The sequence below is a fragment of the Rugamonas sp. DEMB1 genome (genome assembly GCF_029834475.1).
GTDB classification, from domain to species: Bacteria; Pseudomonadota; Gammaproteobacteria; order Burkholderiales; family Burkholderiaceae_D; genus Rugamonas; species Rugamonas rubra.
On sequence record NZ_CP122407.1, the window covers coordinates 3,238,714 to 3,261,491 of the forward strand.

Annotated in this window: 21 protein-coding genes; 6 read left to right on the forward strand and 15 right to left on the reverse strand. The window is 68.8% G+C overall.

What is annotated here, in order from left to right; all coding sequences use genetic code 11:
- The first annotated feature begins 145 nt into the window (after nucleotides 1-145).
- Entirely contained in the window at nucleotides 146-544 is a 399-nt protein-coding gene (locus QC826_RS14665; protein ID WP_279766246.1) for a TraR/DksA family transcriptional regulator, read from the forward strand.
- A 158-nt stretch (nucleotides 545-702) separates the two neighbouring features.
- Here QC826_RS14665 and QC826_RS14670 read toward each other — a convergent pair whose 3' ends face one another.
- Nucleotides 703-1,080 carry a bacteriohemerythrin gene (locus tag QC826_RS14670; RefSeq protein ID WP_093388845.1) on the reverse strand — a complete coding sequence of 126 codons (378 nt, stop codon included), beginning with the start codon at nucleotides 1,078-1,080 and terminating at the stop codon, nucleotides 703-705.
- 273 nt (nucleotides 1,081-1,353) lie between these two features.
- Between QC826_RS14670 and mgtA the strand changes: the two genes are divergently transcribed.
- The 5 genes from mgtA to QC826_RS14695 all read left to right on the forward strand — a co-directional run bounded on the left by mgtA (nucleotide 1,354) and on the right by QC826_RS14695 (nucleotide 7,647).
- Nucleotides 1,354-4,011 carry a magnesium-translocating P-type ATPase gene (gene mgtA / locus QC826_RS14675; protein ID WP_279766247.1) on the forward strand — a complete coding sequence of 886 codons (2,658 nt, stop codon included), beginning with the start codon at nucleotides 1,354-1,356 and terminating at the stop codon, nucleotides 4,009-4,011.
- 236 nt (nucleotides 4,012-4,247) lie between these two features.
- The gene (locus QC826_RS14680) at nucleotides 4,248-5,087 is read left to right on the forward strand and encodes a universal stress protein (protein WP_279766248.1); all 840 of its coding nucleotides are present in this window, start codon (nucleotides 4,248-4,250) and stop codon (nucleotides 5,085-5,087) included.
- Nucleotides 5,088-5,175: 88 nt separating this feature from the next.
- Complete coding sequence (locus tag QC826_RS14685; protein WP_093391358.1) at nucleotides 5,176-5,553, forward strand: group III truncated hemoglobin; 378 nt, start codon at nucleotides 5,176-5,178, stop codon at nucleotides 5,551-5,553.
- 34 nt (nucleotides 5,554-5,587) lie between these two features.
- Entirely contained in the window at nucleotides 5,588-5,863 is a 276-nt protein-coding gene (locus QC826_RS14690) for a DUF1971 domain-containing protein (protein WP_093391360.1), read from the forward strand.
- Nucleotides 5,864-5,952: 89 nt separating this feature from the next.
- Nucleotides 5,953-7,647, forward strand: a complete 1,695-nt coding sequence (locus QC826_RS14695) for a methyl-accepting chemotaxis protein (protein ID WP_279766249.1) — start codon at nucleotides 5,953-5,955, stop codon at nucleotides 7,645-7,647.
- Between the two features lie 123 nt (nucleotides 7,648-7,770).
- Here QC826_RS14695 and QC826_RS14700 read toward each other — a convergent pair whose 3' ends face one another.
- The 14 genes from QC826_RS14700 to QC826_RS14765 all read right to left on the reverse strand — a co-directional run bounded on the left by QC826_RS14700 (nucleotide 7,771) and on the right by QC826_RS14765 (nucleotide 22,323).
- Nucleotides 7,771-8,706 carry a DUF2145 domain-containing protein gene (locus tag QC826_RS14700; RefSeq protein WP_409567883.1) on the reverse strand — a complete coding sequence of 312 codons (936 nt, stop codon included), beginning with the start codon at nucleotides 8,704-8,706 and terminating at the stop codon, nucleotides 7,771-7,773.
- Between the two features lie 104 nt (nucleotides 8,707-8,810).
- A complete protein-coding gene (locus tag QC826_RS14705; protein WP_279766250.1) occupies nucleotides 8,811-9,269 on the reverse strand; it encodes a hypothetical protein in 459 nt (152 codons plus the stop codon).
- Nucleotides 9,270-9,436: 167 nt separating this feature from the next.
- Nucleotides 9,437-10,807: a hypothetical protein gene (locus tag QC826_RS14710; RefSeq protein ID WP_279766251.1), complete on the reverse strand. Its 1,371-nt coding sequence runs from the start codon at nucleotides 10,805-10,807 to the stop codon at nucleotides 9,437-9,439.
- Nucleotides 10,804-11,613 (reverse strand): outer membrane lipoprotein-sorting protein, encoded by an 810-nt coding sequence (locus QC826_RS14715; protein WP_279766252.1) that lies wholly within the window; start codon nucleotides 11,611-11,613, stop codon nucleotides 10,804-10,806. Before QC826_RS14715 ends, QC826_RS14710 begins: the two co-directional genes overlap by 4 nt.
- Nucleotides 11,614-11,621: 8 nt before the next feature.
- Nucleotides 11,622-12,851 carry an ABC transporter permease gene (locus QC826_RS14720; RefSeq protein WP_279766254.1) on the reverse strand — a complete coding sequence of 410 codons (1,230 nt, stop codon included), beginning with the start codon at nucleotides 12,849-12,851 and terminating at the stop codon, nucleotides 11,622-11,624.
- A complete protein-coding gene (locus QC826_RS14725) occupies nucleotides 12,848-13,576 on the reverse strand; it encodes an ABC transporter ATP-binding protein (protein ID WP_279766255.1) in 729 nt (242 codons plus the stop codon). The genes QC826_RS14720 and QC826_RS14725 overlap by 4 nt, the downstream gene beginning before the upstream one ends.
- A gap of 36 nt (nucleotides 13,577-13,612) precedes the next feature.
- The gene (locus tag QC826_RS14730; RefSeq protein ID WP_279766256.1) at nucleotides 13,613-14,110 is read right to left on the reverse strand and encodes a DUF2141 domain-containing protein; all 498 of its coding nucleotides are present in this window, start codon (nucleotides 14,108-14,110) and stop codon (nucleotides 13,613-13,615) included.
- 32 nt (nucleotides 14,111-14,142) lie between these two features.
- A complete protein-coding gene (locus QC826_RS14735) occupies nucleotides 14,143-15,261 on the reverse strand; it encodes an ABC transporter permease (protein WP_174900653.1) in 1,119 nt (372 codons plus the stop codon).
- A complete protein-coding gene (locus tag QC826_RS14740; protein WP_279766258.1) occupies nucleotides 15,258-17,717 on the reverse strand; it encodes an ABC transporter ATP-binding protein in 2,460 nt (819 codons plus the stop codon). Before QC826_RS14740 ends, QC826_RS14735 begins: the two co-directional genes overlap by 4 nt.
- On the reverse strand, nucleotides 17,714-18,550 hold the full coding sequence (locus tag QC826_RS14745) for a SagB family peptide dehydrogenase (RefSeq protein WP_174900652.1): 837 nt from the start codon (nucleotides 18,548-18,550) through the stop codon (nucleotides 17,714-17,716). The genes QC826_RS14740 and QC826_RS14745 overlap by 4 nt, the downstream gene beginning before the upstream one ends.
- Nucleotides 18,551-18,577: 27 nt before the next feature.
- Nucleotides 18,578-19,924 (reverse strand): YcaO-like family protein, encoded by a 1,347-nt coding sequence (locus QC826_RS14750; protein WP_279766260.1) that lies wholly within the window; start codon nucleotides 19,922-19,924, stop codon nucleotides 18,578-18,580.
- 13 nt (nucleotides 19,925-19,937) lie between these two features.
- On the reverse strand, nucleotides 19,938-20,924 hold the full coding sequence (locus tag QC826_RS14755; protein WP_279766261.1) for a TOMM precursor leader peptide-binding protein: 987 nt from the start codon (nucleotides 20,922-20,924) through the stop codon (nucleotides 19,938-19,940).
- A 168-nt stretch (nucleotides 20,925-21,092) separates the two neighbouring features.
- Entirely contained in the window at nucleotides 21,093-21,230 is a 138-nt protein-coding gene (locus QC826_RS14760; protein ID WP_174900650.1) for a hypothetical protein, read from the reverse strand.
- 196 nt (nucleotides 21,231-21,426) lie between these two features.
- On the reverse strand, nucleotides 21,427-22,323 hold the full coding sequence (locus tag QC826_RS14765) for a class I SAM-dependent methyltransferase (RefSeq protein WP_093390141.1): 897 nt from the start codon (nucleotides 22,321-22,323) through the stop codon (nucleotides 21,427-21,429).
- Nucleotides 22,324-22,778 lie beyond the last annotated feature (455 nt).

Genomic DNA, 22,778 nt, shown 5'->3' on the forward strand with positions numbered 1-22,778 from the left:
CGGTACGCCGTCCGGCCCCGCCGTTCGGCCAATTCGCAACCCCCAAGCATCCGCGCGCCACAGGCCGCTTACAAGGAAACATCATGTCAACTCCCGTCCGCCACGCCATCATCGACGCGCCCCAGCGCAGCCGGGGGCAGACGCCATGACCACGCCATTCGCCAGCCAACTGGTCGACGAGTTCGGCGCGCAACTGCGCGCGCAGCGCCAGCAACTGATCGCCACCGTGCGCGAACGCCTGCACCAGGGCGACGATCCACAACAACTGGCGCTGGCCAACTTCTTCGAGGAGGGCGGCGACCAGGCCGAGGCGAGCATGGAGAACGAGGCCAACCTGGCCCAACTGAGCCACGAGCTGGCCGAGCTGCGCAGCATCGACGCCGCGCTGGGCCGCATCACCGCCGGCAACTACGGCAGTTGCGTCAACTGCGGCGCGCTGATCGGCACCGAACGCCTGCGTGCCCAACCCGGCGCACGCATGTGCCTGCCCTGCCAGGAGGAGGCCGAGCAGCATCCGAACCGGCAGCACTACAAGGCGCGATAGCGGCCGTAACCATTCGCGCTTGCGCCATCCCGCGTGAGCGCAGCGGAGTTAGGAAAACCCAGCGGCGTGAATCTAGGGTCAGACCCTGAGGGTCTGACCCTGGCTCGTTGCCGTTGGGTGGTGTGATAGCCGCTGGCGCCTTGAAAGCGCGCCGGCGCTCAGGCGTCGGCCAGGTTCAGCGCCATCGCCAATGCCGCGTCCTGGGTCGACAAGTGCACCTGGAACCACAGCGGCAGCAGGCCCAGCGCCTCGCGCGCGGCGGCGTGGTCGCCCGGCACCACCACGTGCAGCGCCCCCAGCACGCGGGCGTGCTGCTCGCGGTGGCTCTGGATGGCGGGATAGGCGATGGTCTCCATCAAGTCCTCCTCCTCGCGGAAGTCGCGCTCCAGATGTTTGACCAGCAAGGCGAAGCCGTCGTCGAGCGCGTCGTCGTTGGCCTGGGCCAGGTGCAGCATTTGCGCCAGCAGCGCCTGGTGCGCCTGGTCGAGCGACTCGATGCCCAGCGCCATTTCCGGCGACCATTCCATGTGTTCCATATTTCCTCCTGCTCAGTGGTGATTCCTTGCCGCGCAACGCGCCGCCCACCCCACTGTGAGCGCCTCGGCGGCCAAAGTCAGTAGATCCGATTGACCTAGATCAAATATGCCGATAAAACAGCATTGCCCACCCAACACCTTGGTTGTTCGGGCAATTTTGATCCATATCAATTTTTTTCACCGAAGCATTGATATTCTGCAAGCACGTCGCAGAAACAAGGTCAGCGCGCCGCCCCCGCCCATCCGCCCGCCACCACCGCAAGGAACCCCGCTTTGTTCGACCACACCAGCAAGGCCAACGGCAGCAACGGCGAGACCATGCCCACCCAGCCCGCCGCCGCGGCCGCAGCCACGCTGCGCTTCGCCCGCCAGGAGCCGACGGCCGTGCTGGCCGCGCTGGAGAGCGGCGCCGACGGCCTGGCCGAGGCCGAGGCCGCGCTGCGCCTCAAGCGCCACGGCCCCAACGCCATACGCCACCAGGCGCGCCGCAACGTGCTGCTGCGCTTCCTGTTGTTGCTGGCCAGCCCCTTGTCGCTGCTGCTGCTGGCCTTGGCGGTGGTCAACTTCCTCACCGGCGAAACCTGGAGCGGCAGCGTCATCGCCATCATGGTGGTGCTGTCCTCGCTGCTGTCCTTCGTCCAGGAGCACCGCTCCGACCGCGCCGCCGAGCAACTGCGCTCGATGGTGCGCACCACCACCACGGTGCTGCGCGGCAGCGCCGGCGGGCCGCTGCCGCGCGAGGTGGCGCTGGCCGAACTGGTGCCGGGCGACATCGTGCTGTTGTCGGCCGGCGCCATCGTGCCGGCCGACCTGCGCCTGCTGTCCTGCCGCGACCTGTTCGTCAGCCAGTCGGCGCTGACCGGAGAGGCCATGCCGGTTGAAAAACAGGCCCACGCCCTGCCGCCCAATGCCGACGGCGGCGACGCCCCCGCCCCGGCCGCGCTCGACCTGCCCAACATCGCCTACATGGGTTCCACCGTGGTCAGCGGCAGCGCCCGCGGCGTGGTGGTGGCCAGCGGCGACGCCACCAGCTTCGGCCAGATCGCCGCCGACCTGTCCGGCCAGCGCGAGCTGACCAGCTTCGACCGTGGCGTCAACAAATTCGTCTGGCTGATGATGCGGGTGATGCTGGTGATGGTGCCGCTGGTGTTCCTGCTGAACGGCTTCGGCAAGGGCGACTGGCTGCATGCGCTGCTGTTCGCCGTCGCCGTGGCGGTCGGCCTGGCGCCGGAGATGCTGCCGATGATCATCACCATCAACCTGGCCAAGGGCGCGCTGGCCATGTCCGGCAAGAAGGTCATCGTCAAGCGCCTTAATTCCATCCAGAACTTCGGCGCGATGGACGTGTTGTGCACCGACAAGACCGGCACCCTGACCCAGGACCGGGTGATTCTGGAGAAACACCTCGACATCGGCGGCAAGGACTCGGCCCGCGTCACCGAATACGCCTACCTCAACAGCTTCTACCAGACCGGCCTGAAGAACCTGCTCGACGTCGCCGTGCTGCGCTATGTCGACCAGCACGAGCACATCAAGCCCGAGACCGGCTTCCGCAAGGTCGACGAGCTGCCCTTCGACTTCCAGCGCCGCCGCATGTCGGTGATCGTCGAGCGGGCCGACGGCGGCCGCGTGCTGATCTGCAAGGGCGCGGTCGAGGAGGTGCTGGCCGTCTGCACCCGCGCCGAACTCGACGGCGAGCTGATCGCCCTGCGGGACCACCACGGCGCCGCCCTCGGCCGCGTCGTCGAGACGCTCAACGAGGACGGCTTCCGCGTCATCGCCGTGGCCTGCCGCGAAATACCGGCCGGCGCGGCCGGCTTCGGCGCCGCCGACGAGGCCGACCTGGTGCTGGTCGGCTACATCGCCTTCCTCGACCCGCCCAAGGACAGCGCGGCGGCGGCCATCCGCGCGCTGCGCCACTACGGCATCGCCGTCAAGGTCTTGACCGGCGACAACGAGGCGGTCACCCGCAGCGTGTGCCGCCATGTCGGCCTGGAGGTGCCGCAGTCCCTGCTCGGCAGCGACATCGACGCCCTCGACGACGACGCCCTGGCGGCCCGCGCCGAAACCACCACGGTGTTCGCCAAGCTGGCGCCGGCGCAGAAGGCGCGCGTGATCCGCGCGCTGCAGAGCGGCGGCCACGTGGTCGGCTACATGGGCGACGGCATCAACGACGGCGCCGCGCTGAAGGCGGCCGACGTCGGCATCTCGGTCGACAGCGCGGTCGACATCGCCAAGGAGTCGGCCGACATCATCCTGCTGGAAAAGAGCCTGCTGGCCCTGAAGGACGGCGTGCTGGAGGGCCGCCGGGTGTTCGGCAACATCAGCAAGTACATCCGCATGAGCGCCAGCTCGAACTTCGGCAACATGCTCAGCGTGCTCGGCGCCAGCGTGCTGCTGCCCTTCCTGCCGATGGCGCCGGTGCAGATCCTGCTCAACAACCTGCTGTACGACGTGTCGCAAACCACCCTGGCCAGCGACCACGTCGACGCCGACTACCTGCGCCGGCCGCGCCGCTGGGACATCGCCAACATCGGCCGGGTGATGCTGGTGCTCGGCCCGATCAGCTCGCTGTTCGACTACCTCACCTTCGCCGTGCTGTGGTTCGGCTTCGGCGCCGGGGTCAACCCGGCCCTGTTCCAGACCGGCTGGTTCCTCGAATCGCTGCTGTCGCAAACGCTGGTGGTGCACGTGATCCGCACCGGCCGCATCCCCTTCGTCGAAAGCAAGCCCAGCCGCGCCCTGCTGGCCACCACGCTGGGCATCTGCGGCGTCGGCGTATGGCTGCCGGTGTCGCCCTTCGGCGCCGCGCTGGGCTTCGCCGCCATGCCGCCCGGCTATTGGCTGGCGCTGCCGGCCATCCTGCTCGGCTACCTGGCGCTGTGCCAGACCGGCAAGGCCTGGCTGATGCGGCGCTACGGCACGATCTGAGCGCGGCACCAGCGGCCCAAAGAAAACCCAACGGCGAAAACCTAGGGTCAGACCCTAGGGTCTGACCCTGGCCCCTGGGTGGTTTGATAGCCGCCAGCGGCCGCCCCCCATTGCCGGGACGGCAATGCTGACGTTTTTGATCTAGATCAATCATTTTTCGGGGTGCGCTTCGTACCATGGAAGGCACAGTCCGGCCCGTTCCGGTCCGCCGCCCGCCATCCGCCCAAGGAGCCACCATGTCCTACCGCACCATCCTGGTCCACGTCGACCCGTCCAAGCGCACGCCCGAGCGGGTCGCGCTGGCGGCCCAGCTCGCCATGACCGAGGACGCCCACCTGGTCGGCGCGGCCATGACCGGCCTGACCCAGTTCATCTACCAGTGCGGCGCGGTCGACCCCAGCGCCGGCTTCGTCACGCCCGACCTGTCCTTCCTCAACGAGTGCGCCGACCGCGCGCTGGCCGGCTTCACCGCCCAGGCCGAGCGGCTCGGCGTGCGCAGCTGGGAGGCGCGCCGCCTCGACGACGACGCCGAGGCCGGCCTGGCGCTGCAGGCCCGCTACGCCGACCTGGTGGTGCTCGGCCAGCCCGAGGAAGGCGAGGCCGGCCCCGGCATCGTCGCCACGCTGCCCGAGTACGTGCTGCTCAACAGCATGCGGCCGGTGCTCGTGCTGCCGCGCGTCGGCCGTTTCGAACACATCGACCGCCACGCCCTGCTGGCCTGGGACGGCAGCCTGGAGGCGACCCGCGCGCTGACCGCCGCCATCCCGCTGCTGCGCCGCGCCGGCCTGGTCACGCTGGCGGTGTTCCAGCCCTCGGCCCACAACAGCGTCCACGGCGAGGTGCCCGGCGCCGACATCGCGCTCTACCTGGCGCGCCACGGCGTCGAGGTCGAGGTCAGCGAGCGGCCCGCCGCCGACGACATCGGCGAGGCCATCCTGTCGCTGGCGGCCGAGCTGGACGCCGACCTGATCGTCATGGGCGGCTACGGCCACGCCCGCCTGCGCGAGATGGTGCTGGGCGGCGCCACCAGCACCGTGCTGCGGGCGATGACGGTGCCGGTGTTGATGGCGCACTGAGCCGCCCAGCTTAAACATTCATCTAAAATATTGCTTTATACCGCGATATCGCTTACCATTTCCCCATCCACTCAAGCAAACCGACACCATGCCATCAAGCACGCTGGACCGCGCCGCCATCGCCACCCTGGTCAACGAATTCTACGACGAGGTGCGGCGCGACGCCGAACTCTTCCCTCTGTTCAACCAGGCCATCGGCGCCAACTGGGGACCGCACTTGGAACGCATGGTCGACTTCTGGAGCACCGTCATGCTGGGCAGCCGCGACTTCCAAGGCAATGTGTTCGGCAAGCACATGCTGCTCGGCGGCGTACAGCCGGAGCACTTCCGCCGCTGGCTGGCGCTGTTCGAGGCCGCCACCGGCCGCCTCTTCGCGCCCGAGGTGGCGGCCGAGTTCATGACCGTGGCGCGGCGCATCGGCGGCAGCCTGCAGTACGGCTTCTTCGGCAAGCTCGAAGTCGCCTGAACCCCACCTGAACCCATGCCCCACCGGAGTCGCCATGAAAACCCTGCCCGCCCACGTCACGCACTACAGAAGCAGCCCCGAGTTCACCGAGGCCAGCACGCCCGCCGCGCTGCAAAAGGGCCACACCACGGCCGCCGGCGTGTGGGGCCGCATCACCGTCCTCGAAGGCAGCCTGCGCTACCACATCAGCGAACCGGAGCAGGAGGTGCTGCTGTTGACGCCCGACCTGTTCGGCGTGGTCGAACCGCAGATGCGCCACGAGGTGGAACTGGTCGGCCCGGTGCGCTTCCGTGTCGACTTTCATAAATAGCAACAACTGTTTCTTGTATGTAATTACAGTGTCACAAACGGCAGGTATGCTGGGTCCACTTCCGCAGTCCCCACACCCTGGACCCCACCATGACACTCCCCAAGCTCACCACCAGTCTCCGCGTCATCGCCTCCTTCGCCATCGTTCTGCTGGTGATGGCCTGCATGTCGGCGCTGGCCCTGTGGCGCATGCACAGCGCCGACGCGCTCACCTCCGACCTGGTGCACGACAAGCTGGCGCGCCAGCAGCTCAGCGCCGAACTGCTCGCCGCCGCCCGCCTCAACGGCCTGCGCGCCACCTCGATCGCCCGTAGCGACAGCCTGGAGGTGGCCGAATACTTCCTCGCCGAGCTGGCCGGCGGCCAGAAGGCCCAGGCCGCGCTGGAGCAGAAGCTGGGCGCCCTGCCGCAGGACGGCGCCGAGCGGACGCTGTGGCGCGCCGTGCAGCAGCACAAGGGCGCCTATCTGGCGGTGCAGACCGAGGTGTTCCGCCTGAAGGACCTCGGCAAGACGCAGGAGGTCGGCGAGCTGGTCGAGACCAGCATGGCCGCCACCTTCAAGCAGTACGGCGCCGCCGTCGAGGCGCTGCTGCAGCACCAGACCGGCCAGGCGCGCGCGCTGGCCGAGGAGTCGGCCGCCCAGTTCCGCAACAGCCAGATCCTGCTCAGCGCCCTCGGCGCCGCCGCCCTGCTCACCTGCGCCGTGCTGGCCTGGCTGCTCACCCGCAGCGTCGTGGTGCCGCTCCGGCAGGCCGTCGCGCTGGCCCTGCGCGTCGCCGCCGGCGACCTGCGCGCCACCCTGCGCCACCAGCGCAGCGACGAGATCGGCCAACTGCTCGACGCCCTCAACGACATGAACGGCCGCCTGGCCCACACCGTCGCCCAGGTGCGCGACGGCGCCGCCGACATCGACCACGCCGCGCGCGAAATCGCCGCCGGCAACCTGGACCTGTCGCGCCGCACCGAGCAGCAGGCCGACGCGCTGGTGGAAACCGTCTCGTCGATGGAGCAGCTGACCGTCACCGTCAAACAGAACAGCGGCAACGCCCGCGCCGCCAACCAGCTGGCGCAGTCGGCCTCGGACGTGGCCGGCCAGGGCGGCCGCGTGGTGTCCGACGTGGTCGAGACGATGGAGGCGATCAACGACTTCGCCCACAAGATCGTCGACATCACCGGCGTCATCGACGGCATCGCCTTCCAGACGAACATTCTGGCGCTGAACGCCGCCGTCGAGGCGGCCCGCGCCGGCGACCAGGGACGCGGCTTCGCCGTCGTCGCCGGCGAGGTGCGCAGCCTGGCGCAACGTTCGGCCACCGCCGCGCGCGAGATCAAGAAGCTGATCAACGACTCGGCCGAAAAGATCGACAGTGGCAGCCAGCTGGCCAAAAGCGCCGGCGCCACCATGCACGAGGTGGTGCAGAGCGTGCAGCGGGTGACCGCCATCATGGCCTCGATCAGCCAGGCCAGCGCCGACCAGGAGAGCGGCATCGAGCAGATCAACCTCGCGCTGACCGAGATGGACGGCGCCACCCAGCACAACGCCGCCATGGTCGAGGAGGCCGCCGGCGCCGCCGAGGCCATGCACCAGCAGGCCAACAAGCTGACCACGCTGGTCAGCCACTTCAAGGTCGACCGGGTGGATGACGCCGCGCGCGCGGCCGGCACCGGCGCCGACGTGCTGCGGTTGGCGCCGCGCGCCGTGCCGGCCAAGGCGCTGGCGGTGGCTGCCCGCGCGGCGCGCCAGGCCGCCCCGGCCGAACCCGTGCGCCAGCGCCTGCGCGCCTAAGCAGGCGACGCCCGAACCACCCAAAGGCAAAGAGCCAGGGTCAGACCCTAGGGTCTGACCCTAGATTTCCGCCGTTGGGTCTCCTGAACTCAGCTGCATCGCTGCCAAACGCAGGACGCAGAATCAATCGCGCAGCGACACCACGCGGTCGCCCTCGCCCGGCTTGCAGCCCTCGGCGACAGGCGTCCAGCCCCGGTGGACGACGATCTGCTGCTCGTCGTGGCACAGCTCGACGCGCTCGCTGGCCGGATAGCGCGCCCGCACGAAGGTCTCGATGGTCGACGGCAGGCTCACTTGCAGCCGCATCGCGCTGCGGTCGTCGTCCGGATGGTCGTCCAAATGCAGCAGCGGCACGAAGTGCGTGGCCAGCATCAGCAAGCGCGAACCGACATCGACCGGCTCCGGCATGTAGCGCTCCGCGCGCAGCCAACGCTGGGCGCGTTCGCGCAAATCGTCGCCGTCCGCCAGCTCGCCCCAGCCGGCGGCCAACATCTCCATGATCCATTGATTGCAATTTTGGTAGCGCAGGCTGAAGGCGTAGGCGTTGGCGCTGTACTGCGCGGCGAGGAGATGCTGCACGCGCGGCATGTCGAGCAAGGCCGGCCGCAGCGACTGTATCGCCTGTGCCGGCAAGCGCACGATGGACAAATACCCCATCGCCGGATCGTCCGTGCCCATGGCGAAGCCGGCCAGGCCCTGGTCGAAGATCCTCGGCCGGCTTTCGTCGCAGGCGTAATACAGCTGCCGCGCCGACCAGACGCCGCTGTCGGCGCGCCAGGCCAGCGCGGCATGCGAATAGCGGATGCCGAAGCGCGACAAGTCCAATCCCGAACGGCTGACCAGGGCGACGTCCTCGTCGCCGCCGGCCAGTTCCTCGCGCAGCACGGCGGCGAAGCGCAGCAAACGGTCCTGCTCGGACGCGGTGAGCGGCTGCGAACGGTCACAAAAGCGCGAGGCGCCGGACGAACCGGACGAACCGGACAATCCGCCGGCGTGTGCCGCGCCGGCCGCCCCTAGCACCAGACAAGCCAACGCGGCCGCCCTGGCCACTCCGGCCAAGCCGGTGAAGCCGGTGAAGCCGGTGAAGCCGGTGAAGCCGGTGAAGCCGGCGAAGCTGGGCAATCTGGTCACCGCCAGCGCGCGGGATCGCGCGCGGGCTGACTTCAAAGGCTGACCGGGCGCGAGGCCAGCTCGCCGTACCACTCGTCGGCCAGCACCAGATAGAACGGCTGGCGCGTGTCGCCACGGCCGAACTCGACGCCATACACCCGGTTACGCGCATACATCACATCGCCGGCGGCGAGGCGCTGCTGGTCGAAGGTCTCGCGCGGCAGGTCCAGCACGACGCGCTGTTGCGGATCGTCGGCCTGCATCGTCACGCGGGTACGGTCGGCGCGCTCGGGCGTGGCGGCGATCTGGATGATGCGGTATTCGCCGTCGGCGACCTTGCGCTTGTCGTCGCGCGAGCTGTTGCTGGAGCCGCCGAGCGAGTCCGACACGCTGCCGCTCGACGCCGAACCGGCGCTGGAGGCCGACGAGGCGAAGCTTTCGGCATTGACGTTCAAGCAGGCGGCCAGCGCGCCGGTCGCGCAGATCAGGCGCAATGAGAGGGAGATGGACATTGGGCGTTCCCGTGTGAGCAAAATGGGCAGTATAAGTTCTTTCTCGTTTTCGCTGCGCCAATAGTTCGCCCCGCAGCCCCGGGGTCAGTGCCGACATTCGGACATTCATGCGGTGAATGTCCGAATGTCGGCACTGACCCCGCCTGTTTGTTGCTGAGCTGGCGGCGCTAGAACTGCCGGCGCAGGCGCAGCGCCAGGCTGCTGCCGAGCGGCGACAGGGTGCGCTCGGAGTCGGCGGCGCCGGCTTGGTGCAGCGCTGAGATCATCAGGGTGGTGCGCGTGTCCAGGCGATAGTCGGCCGTGCCGTGCCATACGCGGCTGCGGTCGTCCTGGCCGAGGTAGACGCCGCCGCCCAGCTCCCAGTCGCCGGCCGTCTGCGCCAGCGACACGCTCAAATAGCGCCGCCGCGCGCCCTGGCTGACCAACAGCTGCGCCAGTTGCGCTTGGAGCCCGGCGATGGCAGGCGCCGGCAAGGCCGATTCGCGATTCGTCGCCACCAAGGCGAGCAGGCGGCCGAACTGGGCGTCGGACAGGCCGCGACCATCGTAGGCGTACTCCAACTGCAGCTTGGGCAGGTCCGGCAAGGTCCACACCAAGCCGATGGTGGCGCGGTGGTAGCGGCGGCCGTCGTTGGCGCGCAGCGGGCCGTAGGCGCCCTGCCCGCCAGCGCCGCCGCTGCTTCCGCTGCTTCCGCTTGTTCCGTTTGTGCCGTCCGCATCCGACGCGCCGCCGGCGTTCGCATGCAAGCTAACGTTGGCGGCAACACCAAGCTTGCCATCGGGAGCCGTCAAGCCGGCGACAATCGGCCGCTGGCTGCCGCGCGCGCTGTAGGCCGAGCCGTACCAGGACAGTGTGTCGCCCACCGCGCCGCTCAAGGCGGCGCCGATGCCGTTGGCCTCGCCGCTGGCGCGGCGCAGGACGATGCTGGCGCTCAGTTGCGGGAACTCGTAGCCGAACTTGAGCAGCGACTGCTCGACGCCACGGTTGTAGCCGTCGGCGTGGCGCCGCGCGTCGCGGCTGTACAGCGCGGCCACGCTGGCGCTGGCGCCGGTCCAGCTGAGCACCGCCATCGGCAGGCCCTCGGACTGGCCGAGCGAGTCGAGCGGGTCACTCAAGTCGCTACGCTTCTGGAAGAATCCCAGCGGCTGGTTGACGTAGGACGGATCAAGCGCGTACAGGCGCTTGCCCAGCGAGAGCTTGACCGCGTCGTTCAGTTGGAACACCCGGTTCAACTCCTGCAGTGTGAACGCGGAGCGCTGCCGTTCGCCCGCCACGTCGCTGTGCGCCGTCTCCACGCGGGCGCGCCAGCTGAACTGCTGGTAGCGCCCTTCCAACAGCCCGACCAGCTCGGTCTTGTGCTCGGCCAGGTCGAGGAAGTTGGCCTCGTTGAGCGGCGTGGCGTTGAGCACGGCACGTTCGCGGCCGAGCAGAGCGAAGCCGCCGACCCAGTCGGCGTCGGCGTTGCCGCCGGCCGCGTCCTCGGCGCGGGCGCCGCCGCACAGCAGCAGGCAGGCCAGCAGCAGCGGCTTGAGCCTCATTGTTCCAGGCTGCGCGGGTTGAAGGTGCTGGCCGGGAAGTCGACCGCGCGGATCTTCTCGAACACGACGCGGGTCTCGTCGGCGGTCTGCTGCGGGTCGGAGTAATGGGTGGTCGGCGGCAGGCCGCCGCTGGCCGCGTCGAACACGGCCAGCTTCAGCAGCTTGCCGCTGGCGACGTACAACATGGCCTTCAACGGCACATACTGGCCGCGCTGGCGCCCCACCAGCAGCGTGATGCGGGTGTAGGTGGCGGCCTCGTTCTTGCTGCTCAGCGCCAGCGCCACGCAGCTGTCCGCCGGGCAGCCGGGCTGCGCCGTCTCGGCCAGCGCCACCTCGTAGTCGTTCTCGAAGCTGATGCGCGCCAGGTCGCCGATCGAGGCCTTGCCGCGCAGCGTTTGCAGCGGCGTCAGGCGGATCGCCCGCCGCGTGCGCGGCGCGTAGAAGAAGATGTCGCTGTCGGTGGTCAAAAACTTCTGCCCGCGCTGCTCCACGCTGGTGGCCTCGACCAGCGCCTGGTTGTGGTTGGCACCGCGCACGATGTAGGTGCCGGCCTCCTGCTCCACCCCGCCCTGCACCGGGACGATGCGCACCGAGGCCTCGAAGCTGTTCAGCGGCAGGCGGTAGCGGTCCACCTGGCGCAAGATCTCCTGCGGCGAAGGCGCGGCGGCGGCCTTGGCGCTAAACGGCGCGGCGAGCAGCGCGGCCAGCAATGCAGGCAACAACGGGGCGAACAACGGGGCCGGCGACGACGCCAACAAGGCGTCGGGGCCGGCGGCAGCCCGGTCCTGGGGGGACAAAAATGGCATCGGCTGGCTCACTGTATCGAAAGGGATTGCATGATCGGCATGCGGGCGATGCGGCGGCTGACCGTCCATGCGGCCAGCATCGCCACCAGCGGCAAGGCGCACACCACGGCGGCGCCGTACTCCGGCACCCACAGCAGTTGCAGCAGCACGCCGACGTTGCGGCCCGGCGGCGGCGCCAGCTCGATGCGCGCGGCGTTGATCGCCAGCGTCGCCGCGTAGGCCAGCGCGGCGCCGGCCAGCGCGCCCAGCGCGCCTTGCAGCATGCCCTCGAAGACGAACAGGCGGCGCACCGTGGCGTGGCCTATGCCCATCGCGCGCATGGTGCCGATCTCGCGCGCCCGCTCGTAGATGGTGGTCAGCGTCATCGCCGCCACGCCGAGGAAGACGATCATGCCGATCACCACGCCGAACACCACGAACTGGTTGCGGAACAGCGCCAGCACCTGCGAATACAAGGGCGCCAGCTGCTGCCAGGTCTTCAATTCAATGTCGGCGCCGAGGCGCTGGCGCAGCCGCGCCGAGACGGTGTCGGCCTGCTCGCTGGCCTGGTACAGCAGCGCCACGCTGGAGATGCGCTCGCTGCGCAGCAGCTCCTGCGCCGTCTCCAGCGGCAGCTGCAACAGATACAAGTCGCTCTGCGGCACGCCGGTGGCGACCAGTCCGACGATCTCCAAATCCATCGCGTTGACGCTGCCGCTGGCCGTCGTCGTCATCAGTGTGATCGACTGGCCGGGCCGCACGCCCAGCCGGCGCGCCATCTCCCGCCCGATCAAGACCTGGTAGCGCCCCTCCGGCGTGGCGTTCAAGGGCCGGCCCTCGGCCAGCGATTGGAAGGCGCCGAAGGCCTGCCGCTCGCGGTCGGGCATAACGCCGCTGCCTTCGAAATTGAGTGTGCGCGGGCCGTTCGACACCAGGCCGCTGAACTGCAGGCGCGGCACCACGCGGCGCACCTGCGGCTCCTGCGCCAACGCGGCCTCGAGCCGGCCCATGGCGGCGCGGTCCAGGCCGAACTGCAACTGCTGCTCGGCGTAGCCGTCGAACTGCCCGGGCGCGGCCAGCTGGGCGTGGCCCAAACCGCTGCGGATGGTGCTCTCGCGCAGGCCGTCCAGCGAGGCGGCGATATAGCAGACGAACAGCAGCAGCGCCAGCGTGCCGACGGCGATGGTCCCGCCCAGCAGCAGCGAGCGGCGGCCGTTGCGCCGCACGTTGCGCAGCGCCAGAAACAGCCACTGCCTCATGCCGTCCGCCCATGACCGGCTACTGCTCCGGCCGCGGCTGCGGCTGCGACTGGGCCGGCGACCTGGCGGCCGTCCTCCAGGTGGATCACGCGCTGCGCCATGTCCATCACGCGCTGGTCGTGGGTGGCGATGATGAAGGTGGTCTTGGTTTGCTGGTTCAGCTTGGCGATCAGCTCGAGCAGCTGCTGCGCCGTCTTGCTGTCGAGGTTGCCGGTCGGCTCGTCGGCGATCACCAGGCTGGGGCGGTTGACCAGCGCGCGGGCGATGGCCACGCGCTGCTGCTGGCCGCCGGACAGCTCGGCCGGCGCGTGGCCGAGCCGCTGCGCCATGCCGACCTGCTCGAGCATCGCGCTGGCGCGCTCGCGCGCCTCGCGCGCGGGCAGACCCTGCGGCGCCAGCGCCAGCTCAACGTTCTCCAGCGCCGTCAAGGCGCCGATCAGGTTGAACTGTTGGAAGACGAAGCCCAGCTTGCGGTTGCGGTACTGGTCCAGCGCCGCGTCGGCGATCTGGTCGAGCCGCTCGCCGTCGACGCGGATGCAGCCGCTGTCCGGCTGGTCGAAACGCGCCAGCATGCCCAGCAAGGTGCTCTTGCCGCTGCCGGACGGCCCGGCGATGGCCGTCACGCTGGGCTGGTCGATGCGGAACGAGACCGCGTCCAGCGCCACGATGCGCTCGGCACCGCGCTGGAAATGCTTACTCACCGCCTCGACTTCTAGTATCGCCATGCTTGCTGTGCTTTCGATGTGTCGTCGTGCGGCTAACTAGTAGGCCAGCTCGATGTTGATCGGGTCCACGCCCGGTTTGATGTCGATGGCCGCCTCCTCGAAGCTCGGCGGGCCGAAATGTCCCTTGGCGTTGCGTGAAAAGCCGTAGCCCTCCAGCGGCATGCCGTTGGCCGATTTGTCGAACGCGCCATTGCCGTTCTCGTCGTGGAACAGCATCACGGCGTAGCGGCCCGGCTTGATTTTCTCGAACTGGAAGGTCAACTTCGCCGCGCCCTTCTGCGTCAGCATGTAAGGGCACACCTTGAGGAAGCTCGCCTCGTCGCACACCGCCGCCATCACCTGCCCCTTGGCGTTGGCCGCACCGCTCACCTCGACCGTCAGCTTGGCCTGGCCGCCGGCGCGGGGAAACGGCACCGGCGCGAACGCCCGGTGACCGAAAATCGCCGCCAGCGTGCTGGCCAACACCACCAATGCCACCAATATAAACACCACCTTCAACCGTCGCCGGCCGCTTTGTTCAACGTACTCCGTCATGTCTTGCTGTCTCCTGGGTTTTGTTTTTTGTTTTACTGCGAACGCGGCATCCATGTGAAGCGCCGCACCGCCAGCAGCAGGCACAGCGCCAACATCGCGCCGAGCACCAGCACGCTGTAGGCGTCGCTGCGCCAATCCATGCCGACGGTGAGCGCGCGGCGGATACTGGCCATCATCGCGTTCAATGGCAGGCAGTCGGCCGCCTCGCGCAGCGCCTTGGGCAGGCCGCCCAGCGGGATCATGAGATTACCCGAAAACAGCAGCGGAAAATAGAGCAGATTGCACAGCATGGTGGCGGCGGCCACGCTATTGGTCAGCGCGGCGATCAGCAGGCCGAGCGCCAGGAAGGCGGCCGAACCCAGCGCCAGCATGCCGACCGCCAGCGCGATGGCGCCGGGACCGGCGCTGATGCGCACGCCGTAGATGGCCCAGGCGGCGAAGAACATCGCCAGGCTGGCCAGCAGCACGATCAGCAGGCGCGACAAGCACCAGGCCGCGACGACGACGCCGGTCGGCATCGGGAACAGCTGGTACATGCGGAACATGCCGCCCTCGCGCGCCGCCACCAGCGGGCCGGCGAAGCCCATCAAACTGGTCGACAGGATCACCAAGCCGGCCAGGCCGGTGACCAGGAACAGGCGGTAGTCCAGGCTGGCCGCCGGGGCGGCGGCCGGTGGCGGCAGCGCCACGCGCGGCGCGCCCTGCAGGCCGCTCAGGTTGTAGGCGTCGCTATAGCCGCGCAACATGCCGTAGGCGGCGTCGTAGGCCGCGCCGCCGTTGTCGCTTTTCCCGGCGCCGTTGCGCAGATCCATCTGCGTGCTGCGGCCGGCGTCCACGTTCGCCGCGAAGCCGGCCGGGATGGTCAGCACGAAGTCGGCCTCGGCCACCTGCTCGGGCGCCAGCACGTTGAAGGCGACGCTGCGCTGTTGGCGTAGGCCGGCCTGCAAGTGGCGCTGGTAGTCCTGGCTGATGGCGCTGTGGTCCTGGTCGACCATCGCCAGCGAGACGGGGCCGAGCTTGACGTCGTGGCCGAACAAGGCCATCTGCATGACCAGCATCAGCAGCGGGAAGGCGAAGGTCCAGAACAGAGCCAGGCGGCCGCGCAGGAACATCGCCAGGTCGGCTTGTACGAGATGCAGCAGTGTCTTCATCGTGGCGCGGCCTTGGGCAAATTCGTGGGGGTGTCGTGCGCAGCGTGAGCGATATGGGCCAGGAAGTCCTCCACCGACACCGCCTCCAGGCTGAAGGCGGCGACGCGCTGCTGTTCGATGAAGTGGCGGAAGGTCTGGTCGAAGCCGGCACCGCCGTAGAGTTCCCAGCCGTCGTCGCACTGGCGCGGCGGCTTGACCAGGCCGGGCAAGGCCAGCATGGCCTGGCGCGCCGGCTCGTCCAAGGTTTGCCGCAGGCGGCCCTTGAAGGCGCCAACCTGGCCGGACATCAGCTCGGCCAGTGAGCCGTCGGCGATGATCTTGCCGCCGTCGAGGCAGACGATGCGGTCCATGCCGAGCAGGTCGGCCGGCACGTGGGAGATCACCAGCAGTGTGGTGGGCAGTTGGGTCAGCAGCTCGCGCAGGGCGCGGGCGAACCATTCGTCCAGGCCCAGCGAGGGCTCGTCCAGCAGCGCCAATTCGGGCACGTGGGCCAGCGCCAGCCACAGCATCACGCGCTGTTTTTGGCCGCGCGACAGCTGCGACCAGAAACGGTCGCGCAGCTCTTCGAGGCCGAGCGCGCGCGTCACGGCGGGGTCGGTGCGGTGGTAGATGGTCCGGTGCAGCGCCATCATCTCGCTGATGCGGGTCTGGCCCGGCAGGTCGGAGCCTTGCAGCAGGCCGCCGATGCGCTGGCGCGTGGCGGCGCTGCGCGGATCGCCGACCAGCAGCGCGACGCTGCCCTTGTCCGGGCGGCGCAGGCCGAGCAGGGTTTCGATCAACATCGACTTGCCGCTGCCGTTGCGGCCGACCAACGCCACCCGCTCGCCGCAGCGCAGCGTCAGGTCGCCCGGCCGCAGCGTGAAGGCGGCGGACAGGCGCAGCTCCAGGCCGGTCGTTTGCAGCATCACCGGCGCGTCGTTCGCCAAGGCGGCGCGGGCCGGCGCCGATATGGCTGCGGACATGGCTGCCGATGTGGCTGGAGATATGGCCGCCGATGCCGATGCAGACGCCGACGCCGATGCCGTCGGCGCCACGTCGAGCGGCGGGCCGGCGTCGACGCCGTACTCCAGCAGCACGTTGCGGGCGTGCTCGTGGTACAGCGGATTCTGCATCGCCTGGCGCAGCTTGGTCACGCCCAGGTCGCGGTCGCCACCGTATTTCTCCGGCGCGTTGAGCAGCAAGGAGGCGTGCTGCACCAGCAAATCGGGGTCGTTGGGGATCAGCTGGGCGGCCTTGTCGAACGCCTGGATGGCCTGCTGGCCGGCCGTCGCCACCTTGATGACGTTGGGCCGCGCCAGCAAAATCGCCAGGATCGCGCGGGTGCCGCGCCACAGCCACAGGCGGCCGGCTGGCAGACACTCGCCGGCCTTGAGCAGCATGTCGAGGTGGGCCACCTGGGCGGCCGGCGGCGCGCTGTGGAAGTTCACCTGCAACAGCGCGCGGTTCAGTTGGGCGCCGATCAGGCTGTCGAGCAGCGCCGGCTCGGTGAAGACGGCGTCCGCCTCCAGCGCGGCGATGCTGGCGTCCAAGTCGGCCGGGTTCTTGTTGATCCAGGCGGTGAAGACGGCGTCGCGCGCTTGTTCGATCAATGTGGCCTGCGCCGCGTCCGGTCCGCTGCCTGCCGACGCGGCCGGCAACGCCTGGCCGCTGGCTTGCTCGACCAGCCGGGCGATCTGCGCCTCCGAGCCGGCCCGCGCCACAGCGGCGAACAAGCCCACGATGCGCTCCGCCCCGCCCTGCGCGTATATCGTTTCCAGCAAATCGACGCCGGCGCGGCAGGCGGCCAAATAGACGGCCAGGTCGCTGTCGACGCTTTCGCCGAACATGCTGTCGGAGGCGCGGCTGAGCAGCGTGCGCAGCGGCGGCAGCAGGTCCGGATTGGCCGCCGGCAGCGCGGCCCCGCCGAAGCGGCTGGCGAACAACTGCGCCAGGCCCTCGTCGAGCAGGCGCACGCCGCAGGTCAGGAAGCAATGGGCGACCTCGTGGAACTGCACGGCGCGCAGATCGTCCGGGTAGCCGGGCGACAGCGTCGACAGGTGCAGCACCGCCAGGCCAGGGAAGCTCTCCAGCGTCCAATGCAGGTCGCGGTTCTCGGCGCGGCATTGGACGATGATGCAAGGCGCCGGCAGGCCGAGGAACTGCTGGCACTGGGCAATGGCCTCTTCAAAATGGCGCTGCAAGGCGGCCGGTAGCGGATCGCCGCCCAGCACAAACAGCGCGCCGCTCCGCTGGAACGGCAGCTTGCCGGCCACCATATCGAGCAGCAGCGGGTAGCTGGGGAAGCGGCCCCGCAGGCCGAACAACTGGTCCAACGCCAACAAAGCCTCGTCGCGACGGGCGGCGACGGCCAGGTTCAGCACATCGAAAGCCACCTGGCGCAGCCGCAGCGCGACCGGTGTCTCCCCGTCCGCCGAGCCGCACGGCGTGGCCATCGCGTTGAAGGCGCTGTCGTTCATGCGGCGGCGGCTCCGCTAGTCGCGTCGCGGCCCAGCAGCATCACCGACACCACCGTCTCGGTGACGCCGTCGATGTCCAGCAAGGCCGCCAGCTCGTCGTCGTAGTAGGCGCCGTAGACCAGCGAGCCCAGTCCCAGCCCCTGCGCCGTCAGACACAGGTTCTGCGAGGCGTGGCCGGTCTCCAGCAGCGCCATGCGGTAGCCGCGCGCGCCGTACTTGGCGGTGGCGCGCTGCGGCACGCTGGTCATCACGCAGACCAGCGGCGCCTTGAGGCTAGATTCGCCGCCCTTCACCTCGGCCGTGCCGAAGGCGTTGCCGTCCTGCGGCTTGAGCAGGCGCAGGCAGTGGTTGCGCGCGTCGTAGTGGGCGATGCAGGGCTCCACGCCCTCTATCTGGTTGAGGAAAAAGTAGAACTCGGTCGGATACAGCCCGCCCGGCGACGGGTAGGCGCGGAACGCCAGCTTGACGTGCGGCGCCGCGTCGCTGCTCTTGACGCGGTTGACCCGCAGCGCGTGGTGCAGCAGGCTGGACAACTCCTGCAACGTCATCGCGCCGGCGAAGCCGCGCGCGCTGCTGCGGCCGGCCATGACCTCGGCCAGGCCGCCCATGCCCAACGTCGGCTCGGGCAGCTCGATGCGCGGGCAGGACGGAAACACGTTGTAGCCGGCCGCGCCGCGCGCGATGTAGGCCGGGTGGCGCAGATAGCGCACGATGTTCTTCACCTGGCCCGACAGCGTGGCGCGGTGGAACTTGGTCTGCTCGTGCAGGATCTCGACCGGGTCGTCGATATCGAAATCGCCGGCCATCGCCTGCGGCGGCAGGAGCTCTTGCAAACTATTCTTCATTGGCTCTTATCCACTTCAAGGGAACGGATGGGGATCGGTGTTCAACGGCGGCACGCCGTCCAGGCCCCAGAACGCGGCGATTTTGCGCAGCCGGCGCTCGTCGCGGCTGAACATGCCGTCGCCGAACAACAGCGGGTGCAGGCCCGGGATCAGCGCCCGCACCACGCAAAAGCCCAGGCTGCCGATGTCCGCCGAGGTGACGTCGACCGCCAGCGCGCGGTGGCCCAGCGCCTTCAAACGCGCCAGCAGATCGTCCAGCGTGGCCAACTGGCGCAGGGCCGGGTCGGCGCTGGAGACAGTCTGCCCGTTCTGGAACAGGAAGTCCATCGCCCCCTGGCGCGACTGCTCGAGGAAGTAGGCGAAATGGTCGCCCGGATTGCGGATCGCCGCCCGCTCGGGCAGCGGAGTGCCGGCGCCGAGGATGGAACTGCCCCAGCAATAGCCGTGGAATGCCTCGATCACCGCCTTGTTGACGGCCTGCTCCACGCCCAGCTGGGCGCTGGCGCCGAGCGACATGGTGCCGTCGTTCTTGCTGCGCGCCAGGCACAGCACCACCGGCATGCCGATGTCGGTGGTGATGTCCCACAGCCGCACCTCCAGCGAGGGGTGGCGCAGCGCGCGCTGCACGCCGGGCAGCAGCTTGGCCCAGCTCTCCTCGCTCACCTCCAGCGCGCGCGGCGCATAGCGCATCTGCCACATGGCGGCGAAGGCGTCGCGCTCGACCACCTCGGCCAGGCCGCTGAGGATGGCGCGCGGCTCGTCCATGCCGCAAGCCAGGCCGGTGGACGAGGACTGGAACACGATCTCGCGCTTGTCCTTGACCTGCATGCCCAGATAAACCATCTGCGCCGGCACATAGGCCGCGCGCTCGGGGTCGTGCAAATCGGCGGCGGCGGCCCAGGCGCGCGTGGCGCCGCGGTCCGGCGCGGCGTATTCAAAACCCTCGGCGGCGTACTGCTCCGGCGAGAACAGGACGAACTGCTCGGCGCCGACGGCGGCCTCGCCCAACTCGTCCTGGCTGGCGTAGTGCAGCTGGTCGTCGAAGTGGACGGCGGCCGAGTAGCGTTCGATGGCCTCGCCGAAGGCCGCCCACAGCGCCGACGTGCGGTCGAAGGCGGCGCCGGAGCCGGCCAGGCTGGCGCGGTCGCTGGTCGGGTTGTTCGGCTTGGCGCGCGAGGGGTCGATCATCATCGCCTTGACGTCGACCATCAGCGCGTTGAAGACGAACAGGCCGCGCGCGTCCGGGTGCTCGGTCTCCTCCAGCAGCGTGGTGATGATGCCGTGGCGGCGGTGCACCAGCGCCTGGTGGATCAGCGCCAGGCGCTGGTCCGGGTCGGCGGCGTCCAGGTTCATTTGTTCCATGGTGCGGCCCATCTCAAGCCCGCCGACGCAGCAAGGCCTGCTGGAACACGCTGCCCACCGGGCGCGCGCTGCTGGCGTTGCCGCAGGCGGCGCAACGCGGCAGGCGCAGGATGCGGCTGCGGTGGATCTCGCCGCTCAGGCTGTCGATCTCGCTGAACACGCTGTGCTGCAGGTTCTCCAGCGTGCCGCTGAGGTACTGCAGCACCACGCGCGAGGCCTCGGCAACGCCGAAGCGCAGCGCCAGTTTGCTCGGAATGGCGTGGTACATGATGGCGTCCGGCAGGCTGCGCACGTCGAACTCGGCGACGAACTTGCGCGTGCCGCGCACCCGGTGGAAGTAGCATTCATAGCAGGCGGTGGCGCGCGGCATCACCAGCGGGCCGCACTGCACGGTGCTCCAGTCGATGCCGACGTACAGGCTGGGCATGCCGGCCTCGACCGCCTTGGCGTTCATGGCGCGGAACAGCGCGTAGTCCTCGTGGTCGGCGCAAACGATCAGCAGCGCGCGCTTGCCGGCAGCGGCAGCGCAAGGCAAAGCGGCATCGGCGCCGGCGCCGACGCGCAGCACGGCGACGTCCAGTTCGGCGAAGGAGGCGGCCAGCGCGTCGGCGCAGGCGCCCTCGCCAGCCAGCGCCACCAGCCAGTTGGCGCGCTCGTAGGCGGCGCCCTGGCCGGGCATGGTCAGGCCCTCCAGTTCGCGCCGGTGGGTCAAGTGTTCGTGGGTGGCGTCGCCGCTGGCACGGCCGTTGTGGCGCACCAGCACCTTGGTGTCGAGCAGGGCCTTGAGGGCGGCGTCGACCGCCTCGGCGGGGAAGCTGTCGGCCATGTGCTCGACCAGCGCGTCGCGGCTGACGCCGTCGCGGGCCAGCGCCAGGATGCCCTTGAGCATGCCGACCTTGTCCTCCACCGTGAAGCGGCGGCCGACCACGGACAAGGCGATCTTGTCGGCGCCGATGGTGGTGATTTCCGCCAGCGGCGATACATAGAGACAGTCATTCATAGCGATACCTATCATTCAAAACCCTGGAATGCGGGCGCGCCGGCCGAAACCGGGCGCCCGCCGGCGCGTGCCGACCGGCGCGCACTTGACGCACAAGTGCGCGCAAGCTCGATCAGCCGCGGCAACGCATGGGCGCCGGCCGGGGCCGCCGCTCAGCGCAGCCATCCATTAGCAGCAGCAGGAGCAGGAGCAGGTGCAGCAGGAAACGCTGACATCGGCCAGAGCGCCGTTCATGTCGTCTTGCAGGTATTCCGATTCGGTCGAATCGGTGATGAGGATGAAGCTGGTGTCGATTTGGATTTCCATTTTCTCTTTTTCCTTGTTATCTCAGAGTGGGTGAACGGCAAAACCTTTACTCGAATTACACATATGCAAGCATGTTTTTCTTATAAGGAGTGCCAGGATCGAGAGTAACACGGATTGCGTTGCTGCACGGAAAGACTTGTCGTAAAAATATCATAGTAGAGCCACCACTCTAAAATATTTAACAAAATGTCTAATTTTATACATTTGCCAGCATCAGACGCGTGCCGCCGCCGACGCTGTGCGCCGCCGGGTAGCGCGCCAGCAGCTCGGCGGCACCCGAATCGGCCAGGGCGCTGAATCCCAGCCCGTGCAGGCGGCGCGCCAGCTCGGCCGGATCGAAGAAGCTTTTCCACGGTTCGCCCTCGGCGGCGTACTTGCGGGCGATGTGCTGCATGCCCATGCGCGCCATCGGCTCGAGCAGCTCGGGCGCCACGCCGTAGTCGAACACGATGCCGCTGCCGGCCGGCAGCGCGGCCACCTGGGCCAGCGTGGCGAAGATGGCTTGGTCGCTCAAGTACAAGGTCACGCCCAGCCAGGAGAAGAACACCGGCTGGTCGAGCCGGCAGCCGGCGCCGGCCAGCGCCGCGCCCAGCGTATCGCGCTCGAAGTCGAGCGGCACCAGGTTCAGCGTGGCCGGCATGGCGATGCCGGCGGCGTCCAGCAGGCCGCGCTTCCACACCTGGGTGGCCGGATGGTCGACCTCGAACACGCGCAGATCGGCCACGCCGTTGCGGTAGGCCGAGGTGTCCAGGCCGGCACCGAGCACCACATACTGCCGCACGCCGCGCGCCACCGCCCGCGCCAGCTCGTCCTCGGCGACCCGGCTGCGCAGCGCCATCGCCATGCGCAGCACGCGGCCCAGGCCGGCGTCGAAGCGGGCCGGCTCGTCGCGCACCTGGGCCGCCAGCGCAGGGCCGATGATGGCAAGGGCCAGCGGGTCGGCGAACACGCTGGCGCCGTCGAGCAGTTGGTGGGCGGCGCGCAGCATGGCCACCGCCAGCGCGCTGCGGCTGGGCCGGCCGGCATCGAGCAGGCCGGCGTCCGGCGCGGCGGCCACGGAATCGGGAATCGGGTTGCTGCTGTCGCTAGTCATCTTGCCAACCTATCAATATTGAATTGCGGATGATTCTATAGCGGAACATGTGACATCCGAGAAAATCTTATCCACACGCCATCACTTGCGGCGCGGCAACAACAGATATTCGTTTTCTGAATCTCTATGATCACAATTAAAAATTGGAAAAAGATAGTGCGATGCGGCATCATTGACCTGTCTCCTCTATCTCCTCCAAGGAATAGATTTAGCCCGCTCCCGCAGCGGGCTTTTTTTTTGCCCCGCACACCGATATGCCTCGGGGTCTGACCCCGCATGGGGTCAGACCCCTTGGTTTGCGGGCTAAGCTCGGCGTCCAGGCGATCCGAGAAGAACCTTTTTTGCCCGCCGCCGAGCCCGCCCCGCCCCCTCCATGTTGCGCCGCACACCGGGCAAATGTGACTTTTATGACAAGCCAGATCAAGCGCACTGCAAAAAATGTAACTTTTTTGCCC

Excerpts from the sequence above, each read along its gene's own strand:
- QC826_RS14715 (WP_279766252.1), bottom strand. The coding sequence starts at position 11,613 with ATGCCATTTTTGTCCCCCCAGGACCGGGCTGCCGCCGGCCCCGACGCC.
- QC826_RS14720 (WP_279766254.1), bottom strand. The coding sequence starts at position 12,851 with ATGAGGCAGTGGCTGTTTCTGGCGCTGCGCAACGTGCGGCGCAACGGC.
- QC826_RS14665 (WP_279766246.1), top strand. The coding sequence starts at position 146 with ATGACCACGCCATTCGCCAGCCAACTGGTCGACGAGTTCGGCGCGCAA.
- QC826_RS14740 (WP_279766258.1), bottom strand. The coding sequence starts at position 17,717 with ATGAACGACAGCGCCTTCAACGCGATGGCCACGCCGTGCGGCTCGGCG.
- QC826_RS14750 (WP_279766260.1), bottom strand. The coding sequence starts at position 19,924 with ATGGAACAAATGAACCTGGACGCCGCCGACCCGGACCAGCGCCTGGCG.
- QC826_RS14760 (WP_174900650.1), bottom strand. The coding sequence starts at position 21,230 with ATGGAAATCCAAATCGACACCAGCTTCATCCTCATCACCGATTCGACC.
- QC826_RS14725 (WP_279766255.1), bottom strand. The coding sequence starts at position 13,576 with ATGGCGATACTAGAAGTCGAGGCGGTGAGTAAGCATTTCCAGCGCGGT.
- QC826_RS14735 (WP_174900653.1), bottom strand. The coding sequence starts at position 15,261 with ATGAAGACACTGCTGCATCTCGTACAAGCCGACCTGGCGATGTTCCTG.
- QC826_RS14685 (WP_093391358.1), top strand. The coding sequence starts at position 5,176 with ATGCCATCAAGCACGCTGGACCGCGCCGCCATCGCCACCCTGGTCAAC.
- QC826_RS14755 (WP_279766261.1), bottom strand. The coding sequence starts at position 20,924 with ATGAATGACTGTCTCTATGTATCGCCGCTGGCGGAAATCACCACCATC.
- QC826_RS14705 (WP_279766250.1), bottom strand. The coding sequence starts at position 9,269 with ATGTCCATCTCCCTCTCATTGCGCCTGATCTGCGCGACCGGCGCGCTG.
- QC826_RS14730 (WP_279766256.1), bottom strand. The coding sequence starts at position 14,110 with ATGACGGAGTACGTTGAACAAAGCGGCCGGCGACGGTTGAAGGTGGTG.
- QC826_RS14710 (WP_279766251.1), bottom strand. The coding sequence starts at position 10,807 with ATGAGGCTCAAGCCGCTGCTGCTGGCCTGCCTGCTGCTGTGCGGCGGC.
- QC826_RS14680 (WP_279766248.1), top strand. The coding sequence starts at position 4,248 with ATGTCCTACCGCACCATCCTGGTCCACGTCGACCCGTCCAAGCGCACG.
- QC826_RS14695 (WP_279766249.1), top strand. The coding sequence starts at position 5,953 with ATGACACTCCCCAAGCTCACCACCAGTCTCCGCGTCATCGCCTCCTTC.
- QC826_RS14690 (WP_093391360.1), top strand. The coding sequence starts at position 5,588 with ATGAAAACCCTGCCCGCCCACGTCACGCACTACAGAAGCAGCCCCGAG.
- QC826_RS14670 (WP_093388845.1), bottom strand. The coding sequence starts at position 1,080 with ATGGAACACATGGAATGGTCGCCGGAAATGGCGCTGGGCATCGAGTCG.
- QC826_RS14765 (WP_093390141.1), bottom strand. The coding sequence starts at position 22,323 with ATGACTAGCGACAGCAGCAACCCGATTCCCGATTCCGTGGCCGCCGCG.